26 protein-coding genes are annotated in these 25509 nt (G+C 43.0%); 6 read left to right on the forward strand and 20 right to left on the reverse strand.

Annotated elements, in window-relative coordinates; translation table 11 throughout:
• Both QY309_10170 and QY309_10175 read right to left on the reverse strand, forming a co-directional pair.
• A complete protein-coding gene (locus QY309_10170; protein ID WKZ58234.1) occupies positions 1–342 on the reverse strand; it encodes a hypothetical protein in 342 nt (113 codons plus the stop codon).
• 190 nt (positions 343–532) lie between these two features.
• Positions 533–1129: a hypothetical protein gene (locus QY309_10175; GenBank protein WKZ58235.1), complete on the reverse strand. Its 597-nt coding sequence runs from the start codon at positions 1127–1129 to the stop codon at positions 533–535.
• A gap of 168 nt (positions 1130–1297) precedes the next feature.
• Here QY309_10175 and smc point away from each other — a divergent pair, with 168 nt between their 5' ends.
• The 3 genes from smc to QY309_10190 all read left to right on the forward strand — a co-directional run bounded on the left by smc (position 1298) and on the right by QY309_10190 (position 6382).
• Positions 1298–4834 (forward strand): chromosome segregation protein SMC, encoded by a 3537-nt coding sequence (gene smc / locus QY309_10180; protein WKZ58236.1) that lies wholly within the window; start codon positions 1298–1300, stop codon positions 4832–4834.
• 78 nt (positions 4835–4912) lie between these two features.
• The gene (locus QY309_10185; protein ID WKZ58237.1) at positions 4913–5434 is read left to right on the forward strand and encodes a DUF4136 domain-containing protein; all 522 of its coding nucleotides are present in this window, start codon (positions 4913–4915) and stop codon (positions 5432–5434) included.
• A gap of 18 nt (positions 5435–5452) precedes the next feature.
• Positions 5453–6382 (forward strand): aldo/keto reductase, encoded by a 930-nt coding sequence (locus QY309_10190; GenBank protein WKZ58238.1) that lies wholly within the window; start codon positions 5453–5455, stop codon positions 6380–6382.
• On the opposite strand, the gene QY309_10195 is transcribed toward QY309_10190, so the two are convergent.
• The 5 genes from QY309_10195 to QY309_10215 all read right to left on the reverse strand — a co-directional run bounded on the left by QY309_10195 (position 6379) and on the right by QY309_10215 (position 12956).
• Positions 6379–6768 (reverse strand): thioesterase family protein, encoded by a 390-nt coding sequence (locus QY309_10195; protein ID WKZ58239.1) that lies wholly within the window; start codon positions 6766–6768, stop codon positions 6379–6381. The genes QY309_10190 and QY309_10195 overlap by 4 nt on opposite strands.
• 109 nt (positions 6769–6877) lie before the next feature.
• A complete protein-coding gene (locus QY309_10200; protein WKZ58240.1) occupies positions 6878–9544 on the reverse strand; it encodes an ABC transporter permease in 2667 nt (888 codons plus the stop codon).
• A gap of 2 nt (positions 9545–9546) precedes the next feature.
• A complete protein-coding gene (locus QY309_10205; GenBank protein WKZ58241.1) occupies positions 9547–9879 on the reverse strand; it encodes a helix-turn-helix transcriptional regulator in 333 nt (110 codons plus the stop codon).
• Between the two features lie 109 nt (positions 9880–9988).
• On the reverse strand, positions 9989–12439 hold the full coding sequence (locus QY309_10210; GenBank protein ID WKZ58242.1) for an ABC transporter permease: 2451 nt from the start codon (positions 12437–12439) through the stop codon (positions 9989–9991).
• 145 nt (positions 12440–12584) lie between these two features.
• A complete protein-coding gene (locus QY309_10215) occupies positions 12585–12956 on the reverse strand; it encodes a hypothetical protein (GenBank protein ID WKZ58243.1) in 372 nt (123 codons plus the stop codon).
• Between the two features lie 330 nt (positions 12957–13286).
• Between QY309_10215 and QY309_10220 the strand changes: the two genes are divergently transcribed.
• Positions 13287–13478, forward strand: coding sequence for a cold shock domain-containing protein (locus tag QY309_10220; protein WKZ58244.1), 192 nt, complete (start codon positions 13287–13289; stop codon positions 13476–13478).
• Positions 13479–13554: 76 nt separating this feature from the next.
• On the opposite strand, the gene QY309_10225 is transcribed toward QY309_10220, so the two are convergent.
• The 3 genes from QY309_10225 to QY309_10235 form a co-directional block, all read right to left on the reverse strand.
• Complete coding sequence (locus tag QY309_10225; protein WKZ58245.1) at positions 13555–14010, reverse strand: cold shock domain-containing protein; 456 nt, start codon at positions 14008–14010, stop codon at positions 13555–13557.
• A 157-nt stretch (positions 14011–14167) separates the two neighbouring features.
• Positions 14168–14593 (reverse strand): VOC family protein, encoded by a 426-nt coding sequence (locus tag QY309_10230; GenBank protein WKZ58246.1) that lies wholly within the window; start codon positions 14591–14593, stop codon positions 14168–14170.
• Positions 14594–14688: 95 nt separating this feature from the next.
• On the reverse strand, positions 14689–15165 hold the full coding sequence (locus QY309_10235; GenBank protein WKZ58247.1) for an endonuclease domain-containing protein: 477 nt from the start codon (positions 15163–15165) through the stop codon (positions 14689–14691).
• 113 nt (positions 15166–15278) lie between these two features.
• Between QY309_10235 and QY309_10240 the strand changes: the two genes are divergently transcribed.
• Complete coding sequence (locus QY309_10240) at positions 15279–16022, forward strand: sulfite exporter TauE/SafE family protein (protein WKZ58248.1); 744 nt, start codon at positions 15279–15281, stop codon at positions 16020–16022.
• Between the two features lie 37 nt (positions 16023–16059).
• Here the strand turns inward: QY309_10240 and QY309_10245 are convergent, their stop codons facing one another.
• The 10 genes from QY309_10245 to QY309_10290 form a co-directional block, all read right to left on the reverse strand.
• Positions 16060–16776 (reverse strand): acetolactate decarboxylase, encoded by a 717-nt coding sequence (locus QY309_10245; GenBank protein WKZ58249.1) that lies wholly within the window; start codon positions 16774–16776, stop codon positions 16060–16062.
• Position 16777: 1 nt separating this feature from the next.
• Entirely contained in the window at positions 16778–17725 is a 948-nt protein-coding gene (locus tag QY309_10250; GenBank protein WKZ58250.1) for a M48 family metallopeptidase, read from the reverse strand.
• Between the two features lie 3 nt (positions 17726–17728).
• Complete coding sequence (locus tag QY309_10255; GenBank protein WKZ58251.1) at positions 17729–18292, reverse strand: LemA family protein; 564 nt, start codon at positions 18290–18292, stop codon at positions 17729–17731.
• A gap of 139 nt (positions 18293–18431) precedes the next feature.
• Positions 18432–18929, reverse strand: coding sequence for an N-acetyltransferase family protein (locus QY309_10260; GenBank protein ID WKZ58252.1), 498 nt, complete (start codon positions 18927–18929; stop codon positions 18432–18434).
• Positions 18930–18961: 32 nt separating this feature from the next.
• Positions 18962–19606, reverse strand: a complete 645-nt coding sequence (locus QY309_10265; protein ID WKZ58253.1) for an outer membrane beta-barrel protein — start codon at positions 19604–19606, stop codon at positions 18962–18964.
• 35 nt (positions 19607–19641) lie between these two features.
• Positions 19642–20613, reverse strand: a complete 972-nt coding sequence (locus QY309_10270; GenBank protein ID WKZ58254.1) for an alpha/beta hydrolase — start codon at positions 20611–20613, stop codon at positions 19642–19644.
• 114 nt (positions 20614–20727) lie between these two features.
• Positions 20728–20958 (reverse strand): hypothetical protein, encoded by a 231-nt coding sequence (locus QY309_10275; protein WKZ58255.1) that lies wholly within the window; start codon positions 20956–20958, stop codon positions 20728–20730.
• Between the two features lie 40 nt (positions 20959–20998).
• Complete coding sequence (locus tag QY309_10280) at positions 20999–21616, reverse strand: hypothetical protein (protein ID WKZ58256.1); 618 nt, start codon at positions 21614–21616, stop codon at positions 20999–21001.
• A gap of 572 nt (positions 21617–22188) precedes the next feature.
• The gene (locus QY309_10285; GenBank protein ID WKZ58257.1) at positions 22189–22968 is read right to left on the reverse strand and encodes a DUF1080 domain-containing protein; all 780 of its coding nucleotides are present in this window, start codon (positions 22966–22968) and stop codon (positions 22189–22191) included.
• Between the two features lie 722 nt (positions 22969–23690).
• Positions 23691–24731 (reverse strand): tetratricopeptide repeat protein, encoded by a 1041-nt coding sequence (locus QY309_10290; protein ID WKZ58258.1) that lies wholly within the window; start codon positions 24729–24731, stop codon positions 23691–23693.
• Here QY309_10290 and QY309_10295 point away from each other — a divergent pair.
• Positions 24724–25401 carry a DUF3592 domain-containing protein gene (locus tag QY309_10295; protein ID WKZ58259.1) on the forward strand — a complete coding sequence of 226 codons (678 nt, stop codon included), beginning with the start codon at positions 24724–24726 and terminating at the stop codon, positions 25399–25401. The two genes, QY309_10290 and QY309_10295, sit on opposite strands and share 8 nt — an antisense overlap.
• Positions 25402–25509: the final 108 nt, after the last annotated feature.

Raw genomic sequence — 25509 nt, forward strand, 5'->3', positions numbered from 1 at the left:
TCATTTTTTGTTGCCTTTGAAAGAAATGGTGACTTCCTTAAAACATCCTCTTTGATCAATTATTAAAAAATCATAAAACCCTAAACCGAGGCCAGTTGCGGTATTGTTGGTTAATGGCTTTTTAGAATTTTTAGGATCAAGGTTGGTAATGAATATCTTATAAGACTTGGAGTCATCCTTGAACTTAAATTCAACTTTACCATCATTTCGTCCATTTGAAGGTTCAGTAACTTTTGTTTCAACAAGAATCTCATCACAACCACTTACTTGGGCTGTTACTGTTCCTGATCCCAGCAAAAAACAAATTAAAATACTGATTAATAAGGGTTTGATCTTTGTCATCTCAAGTGAAAATAAAAAAAATTAAGATAGTATATATCGCTTCCAAAAAATTATTGTAACCCTAAAAAAATGCCTTTACAGCTCATGTAAAGATCAGGTTTATTCATCTCCCCTACAAAAAGTTCACAGCACGAATGAAACCCATCTCCAAGCTGTGTAATATTTTAGTTAAAAAATCAATTTTCTGGCGTTAAAAATGCCTCCTGTTCAGGATTTCTGAAAGGATTACGGCCTTTTTAAAGCCATCCGGGTCGCGTAAATCACGCGTATATTCATCCAATAAATTGCGCTGACGCTCACCCTCGAACTCCTTGAACTTACCGAACTTCATGTCCACATTTTCCAGTTTCCAGGTATTCTCCAGCGCATTGGCAGCATAATCGTAGTTCTTGGCGTCTTCAAATTGCTTATAGATAGAATCCGTCTTGCGATAATCTACCAAAACCTCCTCTTGAGCCTCTTCCTGCAATACCTCTTCCTCATCTACAACCTCATCATCATAATCCACATATTCCGGTTGCTTGTAGGGTTCATACGTAGGCTCTTTGGCAGTTTTGCCTTCCGTGATCTCGCGCAGCAATTCCTCAAAAGTCATGGGCTTTTGTGTGGTTGAAGGCTGAGAAGCAGTGGGTTCAGTCTTCCAACGGGTGGATGGAGTCTCGGTTTTAACGACCGGCTTTTCTGCAGGTCGTGATTCTGGTTTGGCCTCACGGGATTTCTTTCTTACCTGACTGATCAGGTAAATCACCCCGATAATTACGTAGAGCCAAAATTGAAGACTGTCCATAGCAAGCAAAAGTATCTAAAAATACTGAATTCTTTCGAAAAATAACGCTTTTCAGCGTGTTTAAATCCTTTGCGCCATAACTGCCTGCTGTGCATTTGGCATGTGTACTTTTCAGTTTATCTTTGCTGCCTTCATTTTTTAACAACCACTATTTAGCGACATTTATTCATGCAATTAGCCAAGCTTGAAATCAAAGGCTTTAAAAGTTTTGCCGATAAGATTGTAATCAATTTTGACGAAGGAATTACCGGTATTGTAGGGCCTAATGGCTGTGGTAAGTCCAACGTTGTAGACTCCATCCGTTGGGTGCTGGGTGAACAGAAAACCAGTGCACTCCGCTCCGAAAAAATGGAGAACGTGATCTTCAACGGAACCAGCGGACGCTCGCCACTACAAATGGCGGAGGTTTCCCTTACCATTAACAATACCAAAAACATTCTACCTACCGAATATTCGCAGGTAACGATTACCCGCAGGTTATACCGCTCGGGTGAAAGTGAGTACTTATTAAACGGAGTTACCTGCCGCTTAAAAGACATCACCAACCTGTTTATGGATACAGGTATCGCTTCGAACAGTTATGCCATTATTGAGTTGGGCATGGTGGATGATTTGCTTAATGATAAGGATCACTCCCGCAGGATGCTGTTCGAAGAAGCAGCTGGAATCTCAAAATTCAAAAAGCGCAAAAAGGAAACACTCAAGAAGCTTGAAGATACAGATGCCGATCTGGAACGTGTAGAGGACTTATTGTTCGAGATTGAGAAGAACATGAAGAGCCTGGAGAAGCAAGCCAAGCAAACCGAGAACTACTACCGCATTAAAGACGAGTACAAAGAAAAAAGCATTACCCTGGCAAAAGTGGTGGTGAGCCAGCAAAAGCAGAAGTTCGACAGCATCAATCAAAAAATTCAGGAAGAAAACGATCGAAAGATTGTACTAACATCGGATACCGCTGAAAAAGAAGCTTCCATTGAACAAGCCAAGGTTGATTTATTAACAAAAGAGAAAACGCTTTCTTCCCGACAGAAATCCATCAATGAGTTTGTAGCAAAAATCCGTCAGTACGAAAGTGAAAAGCAAATCAAGAATGAGCGACTGAAGTATCTGAATGATCGTACTAACAACTTGCGTGATCAAATTGAGCAAGACAAGAAGAGTAACGAGCGCGCACGATTCAGTATTCAAAGTTTAGAAACGGAGAAAGAAGCTGCGCTTCAGATTCTTTCAGAAATAAGTCAAAAGCTTGATTCATTAAAGGCAGAATACGAAGAGCAAAAGAAAACCACCGCCTCATTGCAGGCCGAGGCAGATTCGTTCCGTCAGGCCCAACGCGAAAAGCAGGAGGCAAGTTTTCAAATCAACAAGGCAGTAGAAATCCGGGAGATACAGGTTTCTTCGTTCAAGCAGGAACTTGACCGTACAGCCACCGATACCAGCAAACAAAGTGCAAGCCTGGTAGAGTTTGAAAAGAAACTGGTTGAGTTACAGGAAGAAATCAATAAGCGGAATGGCTCACTGGAAGAACTGAAAAAAGAAGAAGAAGATACGCTTTCGCGGATTTCATCCATGGAAAAAACCATTGAGATGATTCGGGAGGAGATGACGTCCATCAGTCGAAAGTTAGATGCACGGCAAAACGAGTATAACCTGACCAAATCATTGGTTGAGAATCTGGAAGGTTTCCCTGAAGCCATCAAATTCCTCAAAAAGAAAATCGCGAAGAACGCCCCGCTCCTTTCCGATATTTTAACTTGCCCTGAAGAATACCGTGTACCGATTGAAAATTACCTGGAGAGCTACCTCAACTATTATATTGTTGAACATGAATCGGAAGCGTATGAGGCCATCAACATACTAAGTGATGCTTCAAAAGGTAAAGCAAACTTCTTTATACTCGATTCATTCGAGAAGTTTGAGCCTACGCCTACCCGCATTTATGACAATGCCTTCCCTGCTACGCAGATCATCGAGTTCGATCCGAAGTACCGCAAGTTGATGTCGCACATTCTGGATCGTGTTTACATTTACGAAGGCGACCCGCGTAACATACCGGCAGATGATGACAACACCTTCATCACCAAGAGTGGTAAACTGACCAAGCGCAGGTTCAGTCTTTCTGGTGGATCGGTTGGGTTGTTTGAAGGAAAGAAAATCGGTCGCGCTAAAAACCTGGAGAAACTGGAGAAAGAAATTAAGGAACTTACGGGTAAACTCAACGAAACGCGCGAAAGCCTGGTACAGCGCCAGACCGACCTGGAAAAACTGCGTAACAACAAAATACGCGTGCAGATTGAAGAAATGCTGGACAGCATCCGCCAGGTAAATGAAGAATACGTTTCCTTCCGCACCAAACGCGAGCAGTTTTCTCAAATGTTGAGCAATTCTGATTTGCGCAGAGAAGATATTCTAGAAAAAATTGATACCCTGCTGAAAGAACTTGATGAACTCAAGCCAAAAGCAACACAATTAAACCTGGAAGTTCAGCAACAGGAAGAACGCCTGGGTGAACTCACTGAAAAGCTGACTACACAAAATGAATTATTAAGTCAGAAGTCGGCAGCGTTTAATGAACAGAATATTGCCTACCATCAGCAGGAAAACCGCGTAAAGAGCATTGAACAGGAGGTTCGCTTCAAGCAGGAATCCATGCAGCAAAGCGGGCAACGTATTGAGTTGAATGCTGAAGAGCTGAAGAAGAATGAAGACGAAGTAAAGCTGATCATCGAAACCACACAGGCGAATGATACTGACCTGATTGCCATGTATGCCGAGAAAGAAGACATGGAGCGTGGTGTAAATGAAGCCGAGAAAGAATATTACGAAGCCAGAGGCAACATTGATCAGGTAGAAAAAGAATTGCGCGAAGTTCAACATTCCAGAAACACGATCGACAACCTGTTGATGGAATTACAAAGCCAGTTAAATGAAAGTAAGTTACACCTCAACTCAGTAAAGGAACGTCTATCCGTTGAGTTTCAGGTGGATCTGGATTCCGTTACCCAACAGGCAACACCGGAAGAGATGCAGCAGCTTGCTGAACTCAGTGAGGAAAAGTTACGCAATGAAGTTACCCGCATCCGCGAACGGTTAGACAACATGGGGCCGATTAACCCGATGGCGATGGAAGCGTACACGGAAATCAAAGAGCGTAACGACTTCATTAACGCACAGAAGGAAGATCTGGCAAAAGCGAAAGAATCGCTGCTGAATACCATCAGTGAAATTGAGGGTGCGGCCAGCGTAACTTTCATGGAAGCATTCAATCAAATTCGTGATCACTTCAAACGCGTATTCCGTTCATTGTTTAATGAAGAAGATGATTGCGATCTTAAACTGGTTGACCCAAGCAATCCACTTGAATCAGAAATCGACATCATTGCCAAGCCGAAGGGCAAACGCCCTTTGACGATCAACCAGCTTTCGGGTGGGGAGAAAACGCTTACCGCTACTGCCTTGCTCTTCTCCATGTACCTGTTGAAGCCTGCACCATTCTGTATTTTTGATGAAGTGGATGCTCCATTGGATGATGCCAACATCGATAAATTCAACAACATCATCCGAAGCTTCAGCAAGGATTCGCAGTTTGTGATTGTAACACACAACAAGCGCACCATGACTTCCACGGATGTGATCTATGGTATTACCATGGTGGAAAAGGGTGTATCGAAAGTGGTACCAGTTGATTTGCGCGAATTGGCGTAAGTCATACCTGACATAAATCAGATGGCTACGTGATTAAATTCCGTAGCCATTTTTGTTTTTTGAGGGTAACTTACTTCCATGAAAAAGATACTCTTTTTGATCTTCTTAATGGCGCTCGCCAGTTGCGATCCCATTAAAACTGAATACGATCCAAAAGCCGATTTCACGCAGTATAAAACCTTCTGCTGGTTACAAGGTTGTGAGTTTACATTTACCGGACCAGCCTACCTGGATGACAGCCTGGTTCAGGAAACCGTTAAAGGGGCCATCATTGCTGAAATGAAGTTGAAAGGGTTGGATTACAATAACAATACACCGGATTTACTAATTGATTTTCACATCACGATAGAAAACGAAAAAGTGATTTACTACCACGGCATTGAAGATGAGCCGACTTACTACCGCACGCCATTCCTCCAACCCGAATCCATCACGCTAACCAAGGGTTCATTGCTTATTCACATGGTCGACCGTCAACGCAGTGAGGTGGTGTGGCAAAGTCAGGCAGAAGGATACATGGAGAGCCCACCTGATTTATCACCTAAAAACATTCGTAGGGGAATTGGAAAAGTATTAAGAGATTATCCGCCCCAAAAGTAATTCCTAATTCATAACAGAATGCGGTATCTTCGTTACGTGAAGATTACGAGAAGAAAGCTTTTGCAACAATTATCAGCTTTGGCTGCGCTTCCCATACTACCTCATTTTTCATTTCTTCAAAATTCTGTCATGATCAAACGCAACACATCCACCGGTGAACAAATTCCTGTAGTTGGATTGGGCACCTGGCAAACCTTTGACGTAGGTGACAGCCCAACAGCAACTAATCCGCTTAAAGAAGTATTAACGACATTACTTAAAAAGGGCGGCAATGTGGTGGATAGCTCACCCATGTATGGTCGTTCAGAGAAAATGGTTGGTGATCTTTCCACCGAATTAAAAATCAACGATAAACTTTTTGTTGCCACAAAAGTCTGGACCACCGGTAAAGATCAGGGCATCAAGCAAATGAATGAATCGTTTCAGTTGCTGGGCCGTAAGCAACTCGACTTGATGCAGATTCACAACTTGGTGGATTGGCGAACACACCTGGCTACCTTGCGGGATTGGAAAGCGAAAGAAAAGATTCGCTACATCGGCATTACGCATTACACTGAAAGCGCTTATGATCAGGTAGAGCAGATCATGAGGCGTGAACCGATCGATTTTCTTCAGATCAACTATTCACTGCTCAGTCGAAAGGCAGAAGAACGCCTGTTACCCCTGGCGCAGGAAAAGAAAATATCGGTTTTGATTAACCGACCGTTTGAAGAAGGCGCACTCTTCAACCGGGTGCGCGGAAAGAATTTACCCGCATGGGCTAACGAATTTGATTGCGCCAGTTGGGGACAATTCTTTTTGAAATTCATTCTCTCACACCCTGCCGTTACGTGTGTAATACCTGGCACTTCAAAGCCACACCACATGGCTGATAATGCCATGGCAGGATTTGGCAAATTGCCGGATGCAGATTACCGCAAAAAAATGATCGCGCTGCTAAACGCTTAGTGAAAAAGATTCAGAATATCTGATTCGATTCTCCGGGGGCGCATGGTAGCTGCATCCAGTAAACACCAGGTGGTTTTCGCGCGCACCACCAGCTTTTGGTTTGCTTGCTGGTAAAATTCAACGTGACGTTCCGAACGAACACCTTCCGATTTTTCAACCCAGGTCTTTACCGTTAATACATCATGCAATACAGCGGGAGAAAAGTATTCGATCTCATGCTTGAGGACCACCCAGGAATATTTGTTTTTAATATCAGGCGTAGCCAAAACATTCCAATGCGCTGACGCAATATCCTGCACCCATTGAACATACACAACGTTGTTTACATGGTTGAGGTCATCAATATCCTGCTGCTGCACCGTAACGGTTTGCTCGAATGCTTTCATAACGTAAAAGTAGGAAAACGCTAACAGGCAAAAAATAGTTGACAGTTGACAACGTCCCAATTGACAATGAACAGACCTGTCAATTGCCTTTTGTCAACTGTCAATTTATTTACTCGTATTTCAACGTCTCTGCAGGATTGATCAGTGCGGCTTTAATGGCATGATAGCTTACGGTAAACAATGCCAATATCAGACCGGCAAACATACTTACCGCAAATAACTCCCAACTCATCGTGATGGCGTATTTAAAACTTCCCAACCATTTGGTCATCACATACCAGGAAACCGGTGCAGCCAATGAAAATGCAATAATGGCCAGCCAAACATACTGCTTGTTGAGCATCATAAAAATATTGCTAAGCTCTGCACCCATAACTTTACGAATGCCGATCTCCTTTGTACGGTTAACCGCATTTATACCGGCCAGCCCAAACAAGCCGAGACACGCAATAAAAATCGCAAAGCCTGTTGATAAGGCTGTGATTTTCATCCAACGCGCATAGGCTTGATATTGATTTTCAACATCCTGATCCATAAAGGTGTAGTCAAAAGGTTTGTCAGGGTACAGTTCCGTCCACACCTGTTTAACCCGATCAAGTTTTTCAGGCGTATCGCCCGGTGAAAGTTTCACCAACATGGTAGTCAGGTAACCGGTGTGCTTCTTATCCATGGACAGAAACATCGGATCTATGGTTCGTTCCAATGAAAGAAAATGATAGTCTTTGAGTACGCCTATTACCTTTGCGCCAAGGCCTACAGAATCCTCTCGCCAATTCAGGTGCTCTTCCAGTGGATTCTCCCAGCCCATATCGCGGGCCAGGGCTTCATTGATCACAACCGCGGTGCTATCGGAGGCTATGCGTTCATCAAAATTTCTTCCGGCTACAAATTCAAGGTTTAATAAATCCGCATAGGCCGGATCAACCCGGTAAACAAAAGCCGCTTTATTCTCATCCTTGATTTTATAGCCATACTGAGACCATCCCTGGTTAAAAGATGAACTTGTACCTGCTACATGCGTTATACCTGGTTCTGTTTCTGCTCGTATTCTGAACTGCTCCACTACTTTATCTGCTTCTTCATTCCAGCCTGCTTGCGTTGGCACCACCAATACCTGCTCCTTGTCAAAGCCAAGATCCCGGGTAGCAATAAACTCCATCTGCCGATACATGATAACCGAACAGATGATCATAGATGCTGAAAGAAAAAATTGAAAAACAACCAATGGCCTGGTGAAACCTGCTTTCAGTTTAGAGGTAAATCCACCCTTTAAAACAGTTGCCGGTAAAAATCCGGATAAGAATAAAGCCGGATAGCTTCCTGCCACCAAACCCACTACTGCGGTTAGACCAACTGTAACGCCTATCAATTGAAAGAGATTGGCATTGACTAAACTTATTCCCTTTCCGGTAAATTCGTTGAACGCTGGAAGAAACAAGGTGGCCAACCCTAAACCAAATACCAGGGAAACAAACGCCAGCACCAGCGACTCTAATCCGAATTGAGAAATCAATTGCCTCTTATGCGCCCCTACCACTTTGCGAATGCCCACTTCAATTTTCCGTGAGGCGGAAGTAGTAAGGGCAAGCGAAATGTAATTGATGGAGGCGATCAGAATAATCAGCATGGCAATGCCACCCAAAATCCAGGAGTATTTCGGATCGCTCACACGATGCCAGCTTACTTCGGTATCCAGGTGAATGTCGGATAGATTGGTAAACGTTAATTGAAACACCGGATACTCCGCGGGTATATTGGCATCTTTTCTCCATTCTTCAAGTTGCTTACCCATTTTTTGCTGAACCAGCGTATCGGACTTTTGTTGAAGTTGAGCCAAAGTGGCTTTCTCGTGTAGTTGAATAAAGGTTGGATAGGAGTAACTACCCCATTGCTCTCGATTTCGCTCGTACCACGGTTTGTTTTCAAGAGGTACAAGTATTTTAAACTCAAGGCTTGAATTAGATGGAGGTGCTTCCACTACTCCTGTAACCGTAAACTCCTTTTCCCCCTGAATATCAAGTGTAATCCCTTTACCAATCGGATCATCCTTGCCAAAATATTTGGTAACGATTTCCGGTGTAAGCACCACTTCGTGCTTATCCTTAAAAAACTGATCGGATGAACCTGCTATAACCGGAAAGGTAAACATCTTAAAAAAATCAGCCTCAACGTAGGCAATGTCTTCTGTAAACACTTTCTCTCCATACCGGAATATGGCCTGCCCCCCAGCATTGAAACGTGTCAGGTACTTTATTTCCGGAATTTCATCTTTCATTGCTGTACCTAATGGTAACGGCAGGTAAGCTGTTTTACGCATTACGTTTTCACCTCTCTGTGCGGCCCAGGTGTCGTAACTGGCTTCGTTTAAGCGATAGATGTAATCTTTGTTTTCGTGAAACTGATCAAAGCTTCGCTCATCTTCGATGTATAGGTAAATGAGTACACAAAAGGCAATGCCAATACTTAATCCAATGGCATTGATGAATGAATACAGCTTACGCTTGGCCATGTTGCGCGCGGCAACTTTAAAATAATTTCCCAACATAATGGTGTTGAATAGTTGAATTGAAAATCGGTTTCGTAAAATAATTTCGGGTCGAAAGAAACGGAGCACACCCCATATTAATCGTTGGCGTGCTTTTTTTACACCAACCTCCTTTACATCATCTTCAAACGCTTCAAGCAGGTCGCCTTCAATGCCTTCATACAAGGCAGGTGGGCAAAACCACTGCAAAAATCGAAGCGCTCGCTTAGGCGGATGGAGTTGGTTGTTCATGATTAAACCGATACGGCTTTTAGTTGTGGCACCAGTTTCCACAAATCAGTGCGTGCTTCTTTCATGGCTTTCAGCATGGCCACACCGGCATTGGTAATGGTGAAGATACGCTTTCTCCGACCCCCACGTGTGTTTGAGGCCCCTCCCATTCGCGACTTTACATGTCCCTTGTCCTCCAACCGGTATAGGGTAACATGCACGGCACTCAGGTTGGCTTCGCGCCCTAAACGTTCCTTAATTTCCTGAACAATGGCGTTTCCATAAGCTTCTTCGCCTAAAATCCCCACCATGGTCAGTACCAGTTCTTCAAACTCTCCGAGGTATTCCTTGCTCATTTGTATATATTTTGTAAATCTAATATACGTGATTAGTCTACATTTTGTTAAAGAAATCGTTAAAAAAATTGACAGTTGGCAAATGAGCTATTGACAACTGTCAACTTAGCTACTCGTACTTCAACGTTTCGGCAGGTTGTGTCCATGCAGTGCGCAAGGCCTGGTAGCTGATGGTTAACAGGGCTATACCCAACGCAACACATCCGGAAAGAAGAAACACCCCTACCCCTATGTCGACCCGGTACTCAAATCCCGCAAGCCAATCGCGCATGACTAGCCAGGTAATGGGAATGGATATCAGCATAGAAGCCAATACCAGAAATACATAATCCTTTGTTAATAAAAGTAGCAAGGATTTTTCAGTTGCGCCCAATACTTTTCGAATGCCGATTTCTTTGGTTCTGCCTTGCATGGCTAATGAAGCCAGTCCGTATAACCCCAAACTTCCAATAATAATAGCAAGTAGCGTAGCGATGCGAATGATCTTACCCAGATTTTGCTCCCGCGCATATTGCTGTGCAAGTTGTTCATCCACGAAAGTGAACACAAACTCTTCACCTCCCGTTAACTTATCCCATACTGATTTTACCTCATCAATCGTAGCCATCATATTTCCAGGCTTAAGCCTTAGAAAAAGTTTGGGCATCGGGCTATTATCCACCATGATATTTTCAATACCCTGAGCCAGAATGGTTGGATCAAGTACAATCACTAACGGGTTTACGCGGGTGTATAATGATTCATAGTTGAAATCCTTCACCACTCCGATTACTTCATGATCGGGAAAGTTTTTACCCGGAAAACGCTGCCCGATCGGATCGCTCCAACCCATTTCCTTTACAAAGGCTTCATTTACGACAACAGCTCTGCGTACATCGGAAGCATTATTCTTATCAAAGCTCCTTCCAGCGACAAACTCCATCTTCAGCACAGGAAAATAATCCGGTTCAACCGTATTAAGATTAAATGTCCGATATGATCCGTTATCATCGGTATACCCGATATTGACCCACGCCCCATTACCAAAATCGTGCGATGAACCACAAATGCCCGCGATATCCGGAATTCTGCTCAACTCCTGCTTAAACACATTCACTTTTTCAAAGCCGGTCTTTATCCGCTCAATCATTCCTCCACCGCGCGTAACATTTAACGGCACAACCGCCAATTGTTCACGGTTGTATCCCAGGTTTTTGTTCTGCAAAAATTCAAGCTGATTGCGCATGATGAGTGTACTGGAAATAAGAAAAACAGATAAAACAAGTTGAACGCCAACCAATACTTTGCGTAACCCTTGTTTGCTGCTTACACCCTGTACGCTGCCTTTCAAAATAGTGATCGGTTTAAAATTAGATAACACAAAAGCCGGATAACTACCGGCAATCAATCCAATAATTAACACCAGACTTCCAGCTACCAGTAACGTAAATGCATTGAAGCCAATGCTCAGCGACTTGGCTGCCATTTGATTGAAGGTTGGCAAAAACAACAAAGCCAACAGAAATCCGAACGCCAATGAAAAGATGGTTACGATTACCGCTTCTCCAATAAATTGGGTGATCAACTGACTACGCATGGCACCAGCCACTTTTCGAATGCCTACTTCCTTGGCGCGCTTGAGTGAACGACCAATAGAGAGTGTTACAAAATTGATACACGCCACCAACAAAATCAGCAAGGCAACACCGCTAAGAATATACGCATAGCGTGGGTTACTTACGGGAGCAAGGCCAGCGGGAAAACTGGTATCGAGGTGGATGGAGGTGATGGGCTGAAGGCCAACTGTATACTTACTCTCGTTAAACGCTTCTTCACCCAATGCACTTCGAAAGATTGGCGGAAACTTATTTTCAACATTTGTTTTATCGGCTCCTTCCTTCAGTAGAATGTATGTTTCCGGTGTAACGTTGAACCAGGCGGAGGTGAGCACACGCTCGTTATAAAGTCGGGTAAAGTTTAAATCAGAAATCAGCAGATCGAACGTAATGCTCGAGTTGGTTGGGATATCTTCTACTACTGCTTTTACGGTAAAGGCTTCCGCGGTTTCGTTTAATTCTATGGTGATGATTTTATTTAGCGGATCTTCCTTTCCAAAATATTTTTCAACGTAACGTTCAGTAAGTACCACATGATTGGCCTGGCGTAAAACATCTTTATCACCTTCAATCAATTCAAAATCAAAAACCTCAAAAAAATCCTGTCCTGCTATGGTAACCTGTTCCGAGAACTGGTCATCGTTCACTTTTACTTGTGAGCCAATGCGATTAATGCGAACCTGTGCTTCCACTTCAGGCACATTTTCCAACAACGTTGGTCCTAACGGAAATGGGGTAACGGTATTGAAAAACTGCTGATCCTTTCCATAGTCTTCTTTTACAAAAGCCCTGTAGATACGATCAGCTTTCTGATGAAAGGCATCGAATGTCCATTCATCTTTTACAAACAACACAATAAGCATACAGCAGGCGATACCCAGGCTAAGCCCAGCTACATTAATAAAGGTGTGTGCCTTACTGCGCCACAATGCACGAAAAGCAATTTTCAGGTAATTCTTGAGCATACTACAAGGGGTTTGAAGAGCAAGGTAGAACCTGTTGCCGTGAAGCAAAATCAAGATGCCACCACTCGCCTATCCGATGTAGTAAACGGTAAAAAAGTTGTAATGAATTTTTGAGCGCCCGAAACTGAACGCTGCGGACAGCAGTTTAGTTAGACTCCGTTGGTGCTTCTTGCCGCTCGATGTGAAGCATGTAATTTTTATCGAGTTGAAAACTATAGGTAGCACTTTCAAACAACTCCGTAGCGGTACGTGATTGCTGCAACATACTCAATAAGCCTTGTGCAATTTCAGAGTTTTTGATCGGGTTAATTGCTTTTCCCTGGTAAACCTGGAGTTCAAATGCGCACGATGTTTTGCTCTTTGGATTGATGCCTTTTAGTTCATGGCTGGAGAACTTGTATTCCTGCGGTCCATCGGCTGCAGCCTTCATTAAATTAAGCAGTGCAGGTCTGTATTTATTCCAAATGGGTGTGTAAGCGTTGTGAATCATTGAGCTGAAGAAAATTCCGGTTTCCATAAATTAACGTAAAGAATGAAGCGATATCCGCAAAGCGAGCTATAAAAGTACAAAAATAAACACAGTAATAACCCTGAAAACGATGTTTTGTGCGCAGATAAAAATAAAACACCCGTATGAGCTAAAATAAATAGGTTTCAGCACGCGCAATACCTACCTTTGATCTGTATTAACATTTAGAACCCAACAGAAATTGTTGGTTTACCTTTTTAGTTTCAACATCCTTCCCATTCATTCCACTCCGGAATAAATTATCAGAAGCGGTACTGCAATTATTTAGACTAGGTGCTTCGTACACGTAAACAATTAATTTTTTAACAATTTTTAACAATGCAAGGAACAGTAAAATTTTTCAATGAAACCAAAGGTTTTGGATTCATTAAACCCAGTGATTCAAGTGAAGACATCTTCGTTCATTCTTCAGGTCTTATTGATGAGATCCGCGAGAACGATCAGGTTGAATACGATGCCGAACGTGGTAAAAAAGGCATGAACGCAGTAAACGTAAAGGTAATAAACTAGCTTTAATCAGTTTACAAAAACAAAAAAGTCACGGGCAACCGTGACTTTTTTTATTTTACTGCTACAGCACCAGCTGCTATGCCTTCTTCTTAACCTTTACCGCGTTGAGTCCTTTCAATCCACGCTCCACTTCAAAGGTTACCATATCATTTTCAGCGATTGGTGTTTGTAAACCATTAACATGAACAAACACACTTTCCTGACTTTTTAAATCGCGAATAAAACCAAAACCTTTTCCCTGGTTGAAGAAGGTTACTTTTCCGGTGCGGATCAGATCGGCAGGATTAACAGGCTCCTCTTTTCGTGCACCCAGTAAAATATTTTCTTCCTTGATTTCTTTCTTTTTTGACGGATCGGGAGGCGTGCTGGACAGGTTCCCGTTTTCATCTACATAGGCAAACATTTCTTCCAGGCTCTTGCCTTCTTTGGCGTTGGCCTTGCGTTCTTCTTTGCGTTGTTCTTTTTCTTTGCGTTTCTGAAGTTTTCTTTTCTCTGCTTCTTTTTTGCTGAATGTTTCCTGTGATCTCGCCATAGTTTACGTTAAAGGTGTTTTAGTGATAGTCGAATTCCGGTTTCTCAAATGCAGATGAAAGGATGGCTAAAATCAAATCGCCCGCAGAAGAATTGCGTTGCAAAGGTACGGCTAAATGATGAGAATTAAACGTAACAGCATCGTTTAATTTGAGACCTTACTCAGGCACAACATTGCCATGTTCATCCATCGGCAAGAAGGGATTAAACGCAATTTCCCACAGATTACCATCCACATCCGCCACATAACCACTATACCCGCCCCAAAAAACGTGCTGCGGCTCTTTAACCACAGTAACGCCATTGCTTTTCAAATCACTCACAATAGCATCAACTTCCGCCTCGCTTCTGGCATTCCACGCTAATGTAAAGCCTTTGAAACCGGTTCCTGCCGGACTTACCGCAGCATCTTCTGCCAACGAATCACGGTTGAAAAGTGAAAGCATCATTCCGTTCAGCATGAAGAAGGTAATGTCATCATTGCTCGATGCTGCTTTCTTCCAGCCAAACTTTTGTTCATAAAATTCGGTGGCCCGATTCACATCGGCAACTCCAAGTGTGATTAATGTTAGGCGTTGTTCCATTGACATGCTATTTTTTATAAAGTGATTAAATCTTCAAACAATTAATGTTTCTATAACTAGTTGTCTTCATCGAAATATGTATTAGAAATTTCGCTTCAAGTTTCATCGGTGAGATTATCCCCCGCTGGCGGGGGTAAGGGGGTGGTCTTCACCCTCTGCCTCCTCTTTTTTAGAGGTAAGGCCTCATTCCGTTCAATCTCTTCAATCTTCAAATCAATCGCCTCAACCACCCAGTTGATATTATTCAGTATCTCATCATCGTCAAACCTGAGTATATGAAAACCGGCTTCTCTTAGCCGATCCTCCTTTCGTTTATCCCTCTCCACCGTTTCCTCCGATGTGTGTGTAATGCCATCTACCTCAATCACCAATTTTAATTCCAAGCACATAAAATCAGCAATGAACTCCAGTACCGGTCGTTGTCTTCTAAATCCATATCCCTTGCGCATGCCGGCTCGAAGGGCATACTTCCAAAGGCAAGCTTCTGCTTTAGTCATCTCCTTACGCAGCCGGTTGGCAAACGGTTGAAGATTCCTATTATATGCGTAAAAATTTTTCTTGTTAGCATTCATTTTTTCCACCCCCTACCCCCGCCAGCGGGGGACAATGCTTCGATTCTAAAATTATAGTAACTGTACAACATTCTAGCAACTTTAATTACTAATCTAAATATTATCTTGCCCTCATGGAGTCAGATATGATTATATATTGCAGTCTTCTGTTTCTGCTGATCTCATTCCTGTATTCTTCAGTGGGACATGCGGGAGCCTCCGGATACCTGGCGGTGATGGCGCTCCTCTCCTTTCCGGTGGAATCCATGAAACCGGTTTCGCTCACGCTCAATATTGTAGTCTCCCTCATTGCATCATACAAATTCATTCGTGCCGGATACTTCGATAAAAAACTCTTTTTGATTTTTGCGCTAACCTCCATACCATTGGCTTTTGTGGGCGGATACCTGCAGCTTGATCCGTTTTGGTTTAAAAAACTGGCCGGACTTTTTCTCATCGGATCAGCCGCCATGTTGCTGGCACGACAATACCTGAAACCAACGGATCAGAAAAAATCCATTTCCCTTGTACTGGCTCTGGGTATCGGTGCACTGATTGGTTTCCTTTCGGGATTGTTAGGCGTTGGCGGTGGCATTTTTCTTTCACCCATTTTGATTTTAATGGGATTAACTACCCTGCGCACAGCCTCGGGCATTGCGGCTCTGTTTATTTTGTGCAACTCGCTGCTGGGATTGGCCGGGCATTACACCTCCCTACCCAATCTGTCAAAAGAAATTCTATACTTTATTCCCGTTGTGATCATTGGCGGCTATGCCGGAGCTCATTTGGGTTCAGGGAAATTCAACACCAAACTGATTACCACCTTTTTATTTGTGGTGTTGCTGTCGGCTGGGGTTAAATTTTTGGTTGTGGGGTAATTTGATTTAAGATTCAAGATTTCGGATTTGAGATTTACTATTCTTGTGATGAGAGCCATAACTTCATGGCACCACGATCAAATTCCAACTTATCAACATGGCCCATCATGGAATTATCACGTGTAATTAAATGCAGGTGCATGTTGGAATCGTGGTGGGTGAAGATGCCTTTGTGGCGCCTGCTAAAAAAGGCAAGAATTTCAACTTCCTCACCAACTACTTTATAGTTAACCTGACCCTGGTGCGCTTCATCCGGTGAAGATACTGTAGAGCCCGGTGGAAGGTTTACAACATGAATAGTAGCCTTGCTGATTTTTCCGGTTAACCGAAAAGCAAAAGGATGTTTTTGGTTTGTCATTATGCTATCAATAAATCCTTCCAACGACTTTAGTTCAGTAACGCTATCAGGTAAACCGAATGATTCCCATTGCGGCACTTGCACATGAACAAAAAAAGGTGCTTTCACCTGAAAGGTTTCTGTAACCGACATGGTACTGTCTGTTAACACGCGCGAAACAAACGACTTGCCATCCAGTATTAAAATTTCACCCACCAGAAATTCAATCGGTCCAAGTCCATAAAGATTTTCTTTATCCCGAAGCGAATCCAGATCAATCGTGCCCTGCAACTCGCCCTTCCACATCACGTTGCGCATGGCACCGGTAACGTAAACCTCTGACTCTTCCTGTGAGGTTTTCGCACAACTGACGACAAGAAATAAAATCAGAAAATACTTTGCTGAAAAACTGTACATCTCAGAACTCCTCCAAAATCTTAATGCGCTTTTCAATGGGCGGATGTGTGGCAAATAATCCTTCCAGCGCAGTCATGAACCCGGACGATTTATCCGGGCGGTTTTCAATGAACATCTCCTTTACTTCATCATTTTTTACAGTGCTGATTTCATGATTACCTGAAACTTTCCGCAAGGCAGAAGCCAATGCCTGCGGATTCTTGGTCATGTCGGCTGCACCCGCATCGGCCATGTACTCGCGCTTACGCGATAAGCCAAACTTAAACATCAAGGCAAGAAAGTAAGCGACTGCGGCAATGATCAACGCGATAATAATCAGCCTGCCATCCTTTTTGTTGTTACTGCTCCGGCCGCGACCGTACAATACACTACGAAACAGAATCTGCACCACAAACGAAAAAATTCCTACAAAAATGATAGTGATCACCAACAACCGCACATCACGGTTACGAATGTGCATCAACTCATGCGCAATCACGCCTTCCAGTTCATCATCGGTGAGTTTATCGATAATACCACGGGTCAGGGTCACAGTAAAATTTTTCTCAGTCAAGCCACTGGCGAAAGCATTCAATCCGGGATCTTCAATGATGTGAATTCTGGGCATAGTCATTCCTTCTGTCATGCACAGGTTTTCTACCAGGTTATACACACGCATGTTTTCCTTGCGCTCCAGGGTTTTAGCCCCGGTGGCCGCATCAATCATCTTGCTGTGAAGCGTAAAGGCGATCAGAAACCAGATGACAACAACTCCTGCCACCCACGGAGCCACAACCAAAAACAGTTCGTTTACCCGGCTAATATCGGTTGGATAATTTTCGCTTCCCGAAGTGAAATACAAGAAAGCATAAACACCTCCCAGCACCAATGCCGGAAAGGCCAGCAGGTATAACACAGACATCCGGTTGTTCCGGCTTATCTGGGTATGAATCCCAACATAACCGGCCATCGGTTAATTGAAATTAATATCAGGAGCTTTAGTGGCGGCTGCGCGCTCTTCACCTAAATCGAACATAGCCGCGGTGCTGAAACCAAACATACCGGCAAACAATACATTGGGAAAAACCTGTATGGCGGTGTTCAGTTCTTTGGTTGCCGAATTAAAGAACCTGCGCACGGCAGCCAATTTATTTTCCACATCAGATATTTCACTTTGCAGGTGCATGAAGTTGGTATTGGCTTTTAAATCCGGATAGGCTTCCAATTGAATGCGCAAGCCAGCCAACGCACTTGACAATTGCTGTTCTGCTGCAATTTTACCGTCAATACTGCTGGCGCTCATGGCTTTGCTACGGGCTTCCGTTACTTTGGTGAGTACGCCTTCTTCATGCTTCATGTAACCCTTAACTGTGTTTACCAGTTGAGGAATGAGGTCGTGGCGCTGTTTCAGTTGTACATCAATATCCGCAAACGCGTTTTCTCTTCTGTTTCTGAGTTTTACCAGGTTGTTGTAGATGCCGATTACATAGAAAACCAGCACGACAGCCACAATGGCAATAATAATTCCGATGGTCATTTTTGAATGGGATTAAGTGAAGATTAAAAATACGAGGTTTTTTGATAATACCATCACCCACGCACGCCCCCTAACCCTGCCCGTAAGGTCATGCGGGCCCGAAGGGGGAATCACCACGCGCATTACTATCTACATAAAATCAAAGACCAATCTCCTTCTGATACGCCACTACATCCAGCACCTTTCCAAACTTCTCCCCTACATTTTTAAAATGCGCACACTTTACAAAACCTGCTTTTTCAAATAACGCGATACTGGAAAGGTTGTCACCGGTAATTACGCCTACCAGGTTTTTTAAGCCTACTTCTTTTGCAACGTCTTCCAGGTATCTCAATGCTGCTTTCCCGATTCCCTTGCCAGAGAACTCCGGCTTGAGGTAAATGCTGATTTCAGCAGTGCGATCATAGACTGGTCGCTTTTTGTGATAGGTTAAGAAACAGTAGCCGGCAAGTCTATCATCACCATAGATCAGATAAGATTTGTACAGCGGATGATTGATGAAAATAAATTCTTGCAATTGCTCAAGTGTAATGGGTTCGGTGTGAAATGTGGCGGTAGCGTTTCTTATGTACCAGTCGTAGATGGCTTTAACTTCATGAAGTTTCTCCATTGTGATTTTATCGAACGTTATTTTCATAAACGATCTACTGGATATTCATGATACTGATTCTATTTAAGTTTATAACCAAGAGTAAGTCCAAAAAACTGTGTACGCTCGGAGAATATAAAAGTTTCATCCATGGTTTCAAATTTCAGTTCAGAGGTGTTGTTGAAGTTTAAAAGAAAATCAGTCCGCAAACCAATTTGAACATTTGATATTTCATACCTAATACCAAATCCCAATGTGCAACCATATTGTATCTGATTTACATCAAACTGGGTTTGGAAATAACTAAAAGCGTTGCTTTTGTTTGCAACCAAAATATCCACTCGCGGACCAGCTGCAATAAATGGGACAATGCCTGAACGGGTTGGATACTTCAAATCGATTGTTGTATTTATTGACACATAATTGAGAACCGTAACAGACCTACCCTGACAGGCAGCGTTTGCTCCGCAGGGAAAATAGACTAGTCCACTATGCTTTTTTGACACATATCCAATATTACTGGAGAAACTGAAATGTCTCTTATTATAATAAGTTACGCCAAGAAAAACTGAGCTGTTTCTTGCGACTTCATCTTGTGGTGTATAACCTAATGGCGTTGCATTCCAACTAAATTTGGATGCGGATAATCCTGTATTTAAAGTTATGACTTGAGCATTCAGCTGAAGTGCTGTGAAATAAGTGATGATGAATATAATTTTCTTCATAAAATAGTTTCCATCATTATTTTAAAAACGTATAATTAATTTCCTTTTGAATTCATCTTTTTCACATACCCCAATAGTATCCGATAAAACGCCTCCTGCTGTTCTTCCATAATTTCATGGCCGCACTGTTCAATAACATGCATTTCACTGTTTCGAAAACATTCCTGCTGCATGTAAAATGTCGACTCACCCTGATCATCCTGGCGGCCATAGACAATCAAGGCCGGAGTTTTTAATTTCTTTAGCTTATCGGTGATGTCGAATTTTGTTTCCAGTACTTCTTTATCGATGATAGGGATAGGCTGAAAATTAAACTCGTAAAATAACCCCTCGTACATCTTCCGGGAGATTTTACTCCTGTCGTGATACATAGCCCGAACGTGAATGAGAATAAATTCCTTGTAGGCCAATACTATTTTGTTCAACGAGTCAGCCCGTTTCAATGAATCAAGCTCGCGTTCAGTTTTACCAGAAAAGATTTGCTGCAGCCTGTTAAGTGAATCCAATTCAACTGCGGAACGTCTTGCAAACTGATTGTCATACAACACATTCCAGAGTTTATAGGATGGTGGCGCAGAACACACCAGGATGATGTGCGAAACAAATTTGGAATACTGTGCCGTATAATTCATGGCCAACAGTCCGCCCCACGAAACACCCAGCAGGGCAATTTGCTTATCGCCACGGTGCTGACGCAAGCGTTCAAGATCATCGGTGTACCGGGCTATGGAAATGGTATTTTCATTAATAAGTATGTTGCGCGATTTACCCGAGCCGCGCTGATGTACGATAACACAGGTGTACCAATTCTTCAGGCTATCGGCCAGCTGGCGGTAGCTTTGCCCCGGATACTCGCCCGGCCCGCCCGACAAAATATACAACGCTGGACCGCTGCCGTGTTGCTCATAGTAAAGCGTAAGTCCATCGCTGGTATAGCTATGAAGGTTTTGGCCTGAACAAAATGAGGCGGTGACGAAAAGTACTATTACCTGAACGATATACCTCATATCCCTATTCTACTTGTATTAGATACAAGTTAGCCATCGTTTGAGTTCTTTTCAAACAAACATGCACTCCTAATACGTTATTGGTCAAGAAGACCAACAACGGCTAGAACGTTCTTACACTCCATTTTTGCTTTTGTTCTTTTCATCTTTCATTCTCCAATGTAAAACTTCAATCAAGGTAAATACTGGTCCCAGTAATGGTAGAATGATAATCTCCAATATTCTCAACACTCTCCCAGTTGTTGTCATCTTTTTGTTGTAAACAATTACAATAACCGCAACTATTATTAGGATGAAATTAACAACACCGATAATCAGCCAAACATTATTTATGATCGTCATCATTTCTGTATTTTTTTAATGAATTCGGTAGCTTTATCTCCATTCAATTGAAATATTGGCTAATACTTATTCTTTTGTTACGTCCGTCATGTACTATTTCAATTCCATTATAAATCAGATTGTCTTCCGGGTCATCATCCTCAATTTCGTACCAAACGCTTTTCTGTCCGCTGTGTGCTCTTCTTATTTTTCCTTCTCTGATCATTTTACTGTAGTGATCCATTTTATAGTCTATGGAAAGTTCTAGCACTTTATTTATCCAGTATGTCGAGTCTGTGATAGGATAACTGTCATCGGTCAATTTCAACTCAACTAAAAGCCCTGAGTGAGTACAACCACCTTTTGAAAAGAAAACTGTGTCTTGTCCAATTGAAACGAGTGCTTTTTTAAGGTCATTTCTCCATATGAAGTCCTTTATGTTAAGTTCCGCTAGCCAGTTAGTTGTCAGTCCCTTGTAGTCGTTGTTAAATATACAGTCTTCTTCGTCTGAATCAGAACTTGTGTTTGTCGCTATATCTTTCTCCTCTTTTGCTGTCACCGTTGGTATTATGGTGTCTGCTTTCTCTGTTGTTCTTAAGGTATCTGCTGTCTCGGTATTTTTATTTGGTTGAGAACATGAAATTAGAAGTCCGATTATCAGGTAAAATAATGCTCTTGTCATAAAATAAAAGATTCTTATCGCTTTGTTGGAGTTCTTCTCCAACAAAGTAGTAAAAGTTTTAAAGTATAACTATTTTGAATGCACATTCATTACCTGCATAAGGTAGTCCTTAAAACTCTCCTCAGTTTTCCTAAAATCCAGAATCACAAGAAGAATCTCAAGAATTATTACACAGCTAAAAATCACCCATCCGTATAAGTCATTAAAAAAAGTAAACACTGGAATAAACAAAAACGCTATTAACCATAAGAATCCAAGTAAGCCATACCTTTTCGGTTTTATTTCAATATGAAGCTCCCTACTACTTTCATTTAACTTCCCATGGATTTCAAACATAGAAATACCATCTTTTAATATTCCTAACCTTGTTCTACGGAGTTCAAATTGTTTATGATTCGTATCAACCACCCAATCCAAGGCTTTTTAATTGTTAGTTCATTTCTGAAATACCTGTTCAAGGCTGATGTATATGTATCCCCTTCTGTATCTAGATATATTCGAATAAAAATATCATCAGTAATATTCTCAGAACAGTCAATTGAAAATTTATCAACAACAAACATTAAAATGGGCTATTGCTTCAACACCATCAACTCCACCTTTCTGAACTCAATGGGCGCACTCTCGCTTTGCAGTGAAATAGTGCCGCCTTTAACCGGTGTGCCTGCGTGTATCGCATAGTTTTCGGGTAGGTAGTCGCCACCAATGACTGGTTTCGTGTAGGTGAGCACGGTGTCGCCCATGATTACGTGGTGCAGGAGGCTGTCGCCATAGGCAATTACTTCTGCGGTTACCCACTCGCCTTCCATAAACGTTTTGGTTGGCGCGCTGATGCAATGCACGGTATTAAGCGTGTCGGCCAGGTATATATGCATGCCGGGTGTGCACAAATTACCGGTAGACCGTTGGCGCTCGGGAGTACCGCCCAAAAACTGCGCTTCGAGCGAAACGGGAAAATCCTGGTCTACACCCATCGTCTCCACGCGTTGGCCATGCACCATTACGCCACTGTTCATAAAAGCCCAGTCGGCCGCGCCCGGTGCACGCGCGCCCGCAAAGCGGTATTCAATGCGCAGACGGTAGTGGGTAAATTCATCTTTATAAAACAAATGCCCAAACTCCCCGCGGAAGGAATCGTATTCGCTGTACGAAACTTTTAAAATGCCATCTTCCACCCGGAAGGTGTTGTTGAAGTTAACGCCCGCTTCGTAACCGGAGATTTTTGGCGTCCACCCGGTAAGGTCTTTGCCGTTGAAGAGTTGTATCCACGTTTCTTCGGTGGCGGTTTCTTTTTTGGTGGTACAGGATGCAAGTGTTGCGAGGAGGATGATGAATAGGGAGATGTTTTTCATTTATAGAGATTTGAGTGGATGAAGATACGAGGAATTTTTAAGAATTCGTCATAGCGCCTGCCTGCTGCAGGCAGGAACGGAAGGGTTGGCGTGAAGGCTGTCTGCCGAACAGGCAGGCAATCCCAAAAGTTCGTTTAGTCTAAATGATATAGTATGGGATTGCTTCGTCACGCGAACGATTTATACAAGTGAAAAAGCCTGGTCAGCGTTCCTCGCAATGACGGGATTTTTTCGTCATTGCGAACGGAAGGGTTGGCGTAAGCGCTGGCGTGAAGCAATCCCGCACATTACGTTTAGTCCAAACTATATAGTGTGTGATTGCTTCGCCCCACCCACCCTCAGAACTTCAGCCTGCCTACCGCAGGCAGTCTCGCAATAACGGATGATATTAAAAAAGCCCACCTGAAAGATGGGCTTACTGTTAACCTTTCTTGGCGCGTTTTTCAGCGCGCTTTTCTTTCAAACTTTTCTTGGGAGCTTTTTTGGTCTCCTTTTTACGATCCATTGATTTTGACATAACCGAATTGTTTTAAGATTATATCAATATTACGAAATATTTTGACCTGATAAAAAAGGAATTGATTACACGTTTGGAAAATGGATAAGGTGTATTCTCTGCGCTAAGCCTCTGCGATTTCTCAGCGCACTCTGCGGTTTAATTTTTTTAACCGCAGAGATCACAGAGGATGCGCAGAGAGCCACAGAGTTTAAAGGATCTATGATTATTTACACATAGGAAACGATGCGTCTGTACGTTCTTTGCGCTTCACCGATTCGGCCCAGGCCTCGCAGCCTTTTACGGCATCACCACTGCTGATGTAAGCTTGTGCCAGGTAGTAATACACTTCTTCGATAAATGGATCTAACGAAACGGCTTGTGTAAGCAGGCGAATGGCCGAAGTGTAATCTGCATTCTTTATATAATAGATGCCTTTGTTGCGATATGCCCAACCGTTATACGGATCGAGGGCTATGCTTTGGTTGATATCTTCCAACGCTTTTTCAAAATCACCTTCCAGCAAAAACAAATAGCCGCGGTTGTTCAGGTAGTAGGCATCGCGTGGTTTCAGGTCGAGTGCTTTTTTAAGTTGTGCATGCGCTTCTGGTAAGTTGCCTTCTGCTGCAAGCACCATCGCCAGAGTATTCCAGGCATTGGCTTCTTTGTCGTTTAACACAACGGCACGCTCCAATGCACGTTTCGCATCCGCGTAAGCGTGTGCATAGTAATGCACGGTGCCGATGTTCACCCACAGTTCGGCATTGATCGAATCAAGTTTCAACCCGCGATTAAATGCTTCAAGCGCTGCCGGATAATTACGCTGTTTGGTGTACACCAATCCTTCCAGGAAATGAACGGGCAGTGTATCGGGTTTAGTGGCGCGAATGGTTTTTATATCCGCAAGGGCTTCGTCTAGTTTTTCCAATTCGTAATACGTGTTGGCGCGATTAAAAATGGCATTCAAAAAACCGGGCTTGCAGCCGATGGCGGTTTGGTAATGCTGCAAGGCTTCCGCAAATTGTTTCTGCCGAAAGTAGGCGGTGCCCAGGTTGTTGTGTGCATCAGCATAACAGGAGTCCAACTTCAAAGCCTCATTGTAATTTTTTACAGCCAACGGAAAGTTTTGCTTCATCAACAACTCATTTCCCTTTAAAAGAAAGCGTTGCTTGCGTGTTTCAATACTATCAGAACAGGCCAGCGAGGAGAGAAATAACAGCAGGCTTAAAATTTTAATTATCTTCGTTTGATCAATCTTCATGAGCATACAACAGGAAATCCGGCAACAAGTTACAGCCCTCATCCGAAGCGGTCAACGTACCGAAGCAAAAGCTTTGTTAAAAGAAAAGTTTCAGGTAACGGATGAACAAGCGGACCAACTCATTTTGACCATCGAACGGGAAAACCCCATGGCCAATGTAATTGTGCCGCAAATGGGGAAGCAGATGGGGCGCGCCATTGGCGGTTCAGGGGGCTGCCTGTCGCTGGTGCTCAACGGATTCATGATATTTTTCATTCTTGTTACGCTGATGTTTGCCGGTGTGGCTATTGGCATGTACCTCTATGAAAACCGCTTTGCCAATGAGGGTATTCCAATAGAAGGCACAGTCATTAACCTGACTGAAAATGAAACCGGGTCATTGGCTCCTTTGGTGGAGTACACGTATCAGGATACACTGCGCCAATACCAAAGCAGCTTTTATTCCAGTCCGCCCGACTACGAAGTGGGCCAACAAGTACCCTTGCTGCTCAACCCTGAAAACCCCAACGAAGCCATTATCGACTCGTTTAACGACCGGTACCTGATCAGCGTAATCTTTGGCGGAGTAGGTGGTTTCTTCCTGATTTTGAGCATCGGTTTGGGTGTTGCCGCAAGAAAAGTGAAAAGAAATTTTGAGAAGTCGCCACCGGATGCGTTCTTTACGCCCGTAAAATGATTTACACAAACAACATAAACAATCACCACCATCATCATGTTAACAGCACGATGCGTGGCAGGTTTATGTTTTAACTAAACTATAAAGACTTTGAAGAAAGGCTTGCCG

This window comes from Cyclobacteriaceae bacterium (assembly GCA_030584025.1).
In the GTDB taxonomy this organism is placed as follows: domain Bacteria; phylum Bacteroidota; class Bacteroidia; order Cytophagales; family Cyclobacteriaceae; genus UBA2336.

Excerpts from the sequence above, each read along its gene's own strand:
- QY309_10170 (WKZ58234.1), bottom strand. The coding sequence starts at position 342 with ATGACAAAGATCAAACCCTTATTAATCAGTATTTTAATTTGTTTTTTG.
- QY309_10175 (WKZ58235.1), bottom strand. The coding sequence starts at position 1,129 with ATGGACAGTCTTCAATTTTGGCTCTACGTAATTATCGGGGTGATTTAC.
- smc (WKZ58236.1), top strand. The coding sequence starts at position 1,298 with ATGCAATTAGCCAAGCTTGAAATCAAAGGCTTTAAAAGTTTTGCCGAT.
- QY309_10185 (WKZ58237.1), top strand. The coding sequence starts at position 4,913 with ATGAAAAAGATACTCTTTTTGATCTTCTTAATGGCGCTCGCCAGTTGC.
- QY309_10190 (WKZ58238.1), top strand. The coding sequence starts at position 5,453 with ATGCGGTATCTTCGTTACGTGAAGATTACGAGAAGAAAGCTTTTGCAA.
- QY309_10195 (WKZ58239.1), bottom strand. The coding sequence starts at position 6,768 with ATGAAAGCATTCGAGCAAACCGTTACGGTGCAGCAGCAGGATATTGAT.
- QY309_10200 (WKZ58240.1), bottom strand. The coding sequence starts at position 9,544 with ATGAACAACCAACTCCATCCGCCTAAGCGAGCGCTTCGATTTTTGCAG.
- QY309_10205 (WKZ58241.1), bottom strand. The coding sequence starts at position 9,879 with ATGAGCAAGGAATACCTCGGAGAGTTTGAAGAACTGGTACTGACCATG.
- QY309_10210 (WKZ58242.1), bottom strand. The coding sequence starts at position 12,439 with ATGCTCAAGAATTACCTGAAAATTGCTTTTCGTGCATTGTGGCGCAGT.
- QY309_10215 (WKZ58243.1), bottom strand. The coding sequence starts at position 12,956 with ATGGAAACCGGAATTTTCTTCAGCTCAATGATTCACAACGCTTACACA.
- QY309_10220 (WKZ58244.1), top strand. The coding sequence starts at position 13,287 with ATGCAAGGAACAGTAAAATTTTTCAATGAAACCAAAGGTTTTGGATTC.
- QY309_10225 (WKZ58245.1), bottom strand. The coding sequence starts at position 14,010 with ATGGCGAGATCACAGGAAACATTCAGCAAAAAAGAAGCAGAGAAAAGA.
- QY309_10230 (WKZ58246.1), bottom strand. The coding sequence starts at position 14,593 with ATGGAACAACGCCTAACATTAATCACACTTGGAGTTGCCGATGTGAAT.
- QY309_10235 (WKZ58247.1), bottom strand. The coding sequence starts at position 15,165 with ATGAATGCTAACAAGAAAAATTTTTACGCATATAATAGGAATCTTCAA.
- QY309_10240 (WKZ58248.1), top strand. The coding sequence starts at position 15,279 with ATGGAGTCAGATATGATTATATATTGCAGTCTTCTGTTTCTGCTGATC.
- QY309_10245 (WKZ58249.1), bottom strand. The coding sequence starts at position 16,776 with ATGTACAGTTTTTCAGCAAAGTATTTTCTGATTTTATTTCTTGTCGTC.
- QY309_10250 (WKZ58250.1), bottom strand. The coding sequence starts at position 17,725 with ATGGCCGGTTATGTTGGGATTCATACCCAGATAAGCCGGAACAACCGG.
- QY309_10255 (WKZ58251.1), bottom strand. The coding sequence starts at position 18,292 with ATGACCATCGGAATTATTATTGCCATTGTGGCTGTCGTGCTGGTTTTC.
- QY309_10260 (WKZ58252.1), bottom strand. The coding sequence starts at position 18,929 with ATGAAAATAACGTTCGATAAAATCACAATGGAGAAACTTCATGAAGTT.
- QY309_10265 (WKZ58253.1), bottom strand. The coding sequence starts at position 19,606 with ATGAAGAAAATTATATTCATCATCACTTATTTCACAGCACTTCAGCTG.
- QY309_10270 (WKZ58254.1), bottom strand. The coding sequence starts at position 20,613 with ATGAGGTATATCGTTCAGGTAATAGTACTTTTCGTCACCGCCTCATTT.
- QY309_10275 (WKZ58255.1), bottom strand. The coding sequence starts at position 20,958 with ATGATGACGATCATAAATAATGTTTGGCTGATTATCGGTGTTGTTAAT.
- QY309_10280 (WKZ58256.1), bottom strand. The coding sequence starts at position 21,616 with ATGACAAGAGCATTATTTTACCTGATAATCGGACTTCTAATTTCATGT.
- QY309_10285 (WKZ58257.1), bottom strand. The coding sequence starts at position 22,968 with ATGAAAAACATCTCCCTATTCATCATCCTCCTCGCAACACTTGCATCC.
- QY309_10295 (WKZ58259.1), top strand. The coding sequence starts at position 24,724 with ATGAGCATACAACAGGAAATCCGGCAACAAGTTACAGCCCTCATCCGA.
- QY309_10290 (WKZ58258.1), bottom strand. The coding sequence starts at position 24,731 with ATGCTCATGAAGATTGATCAAACGAAGATAATTAAAATTTTAAGCCTG.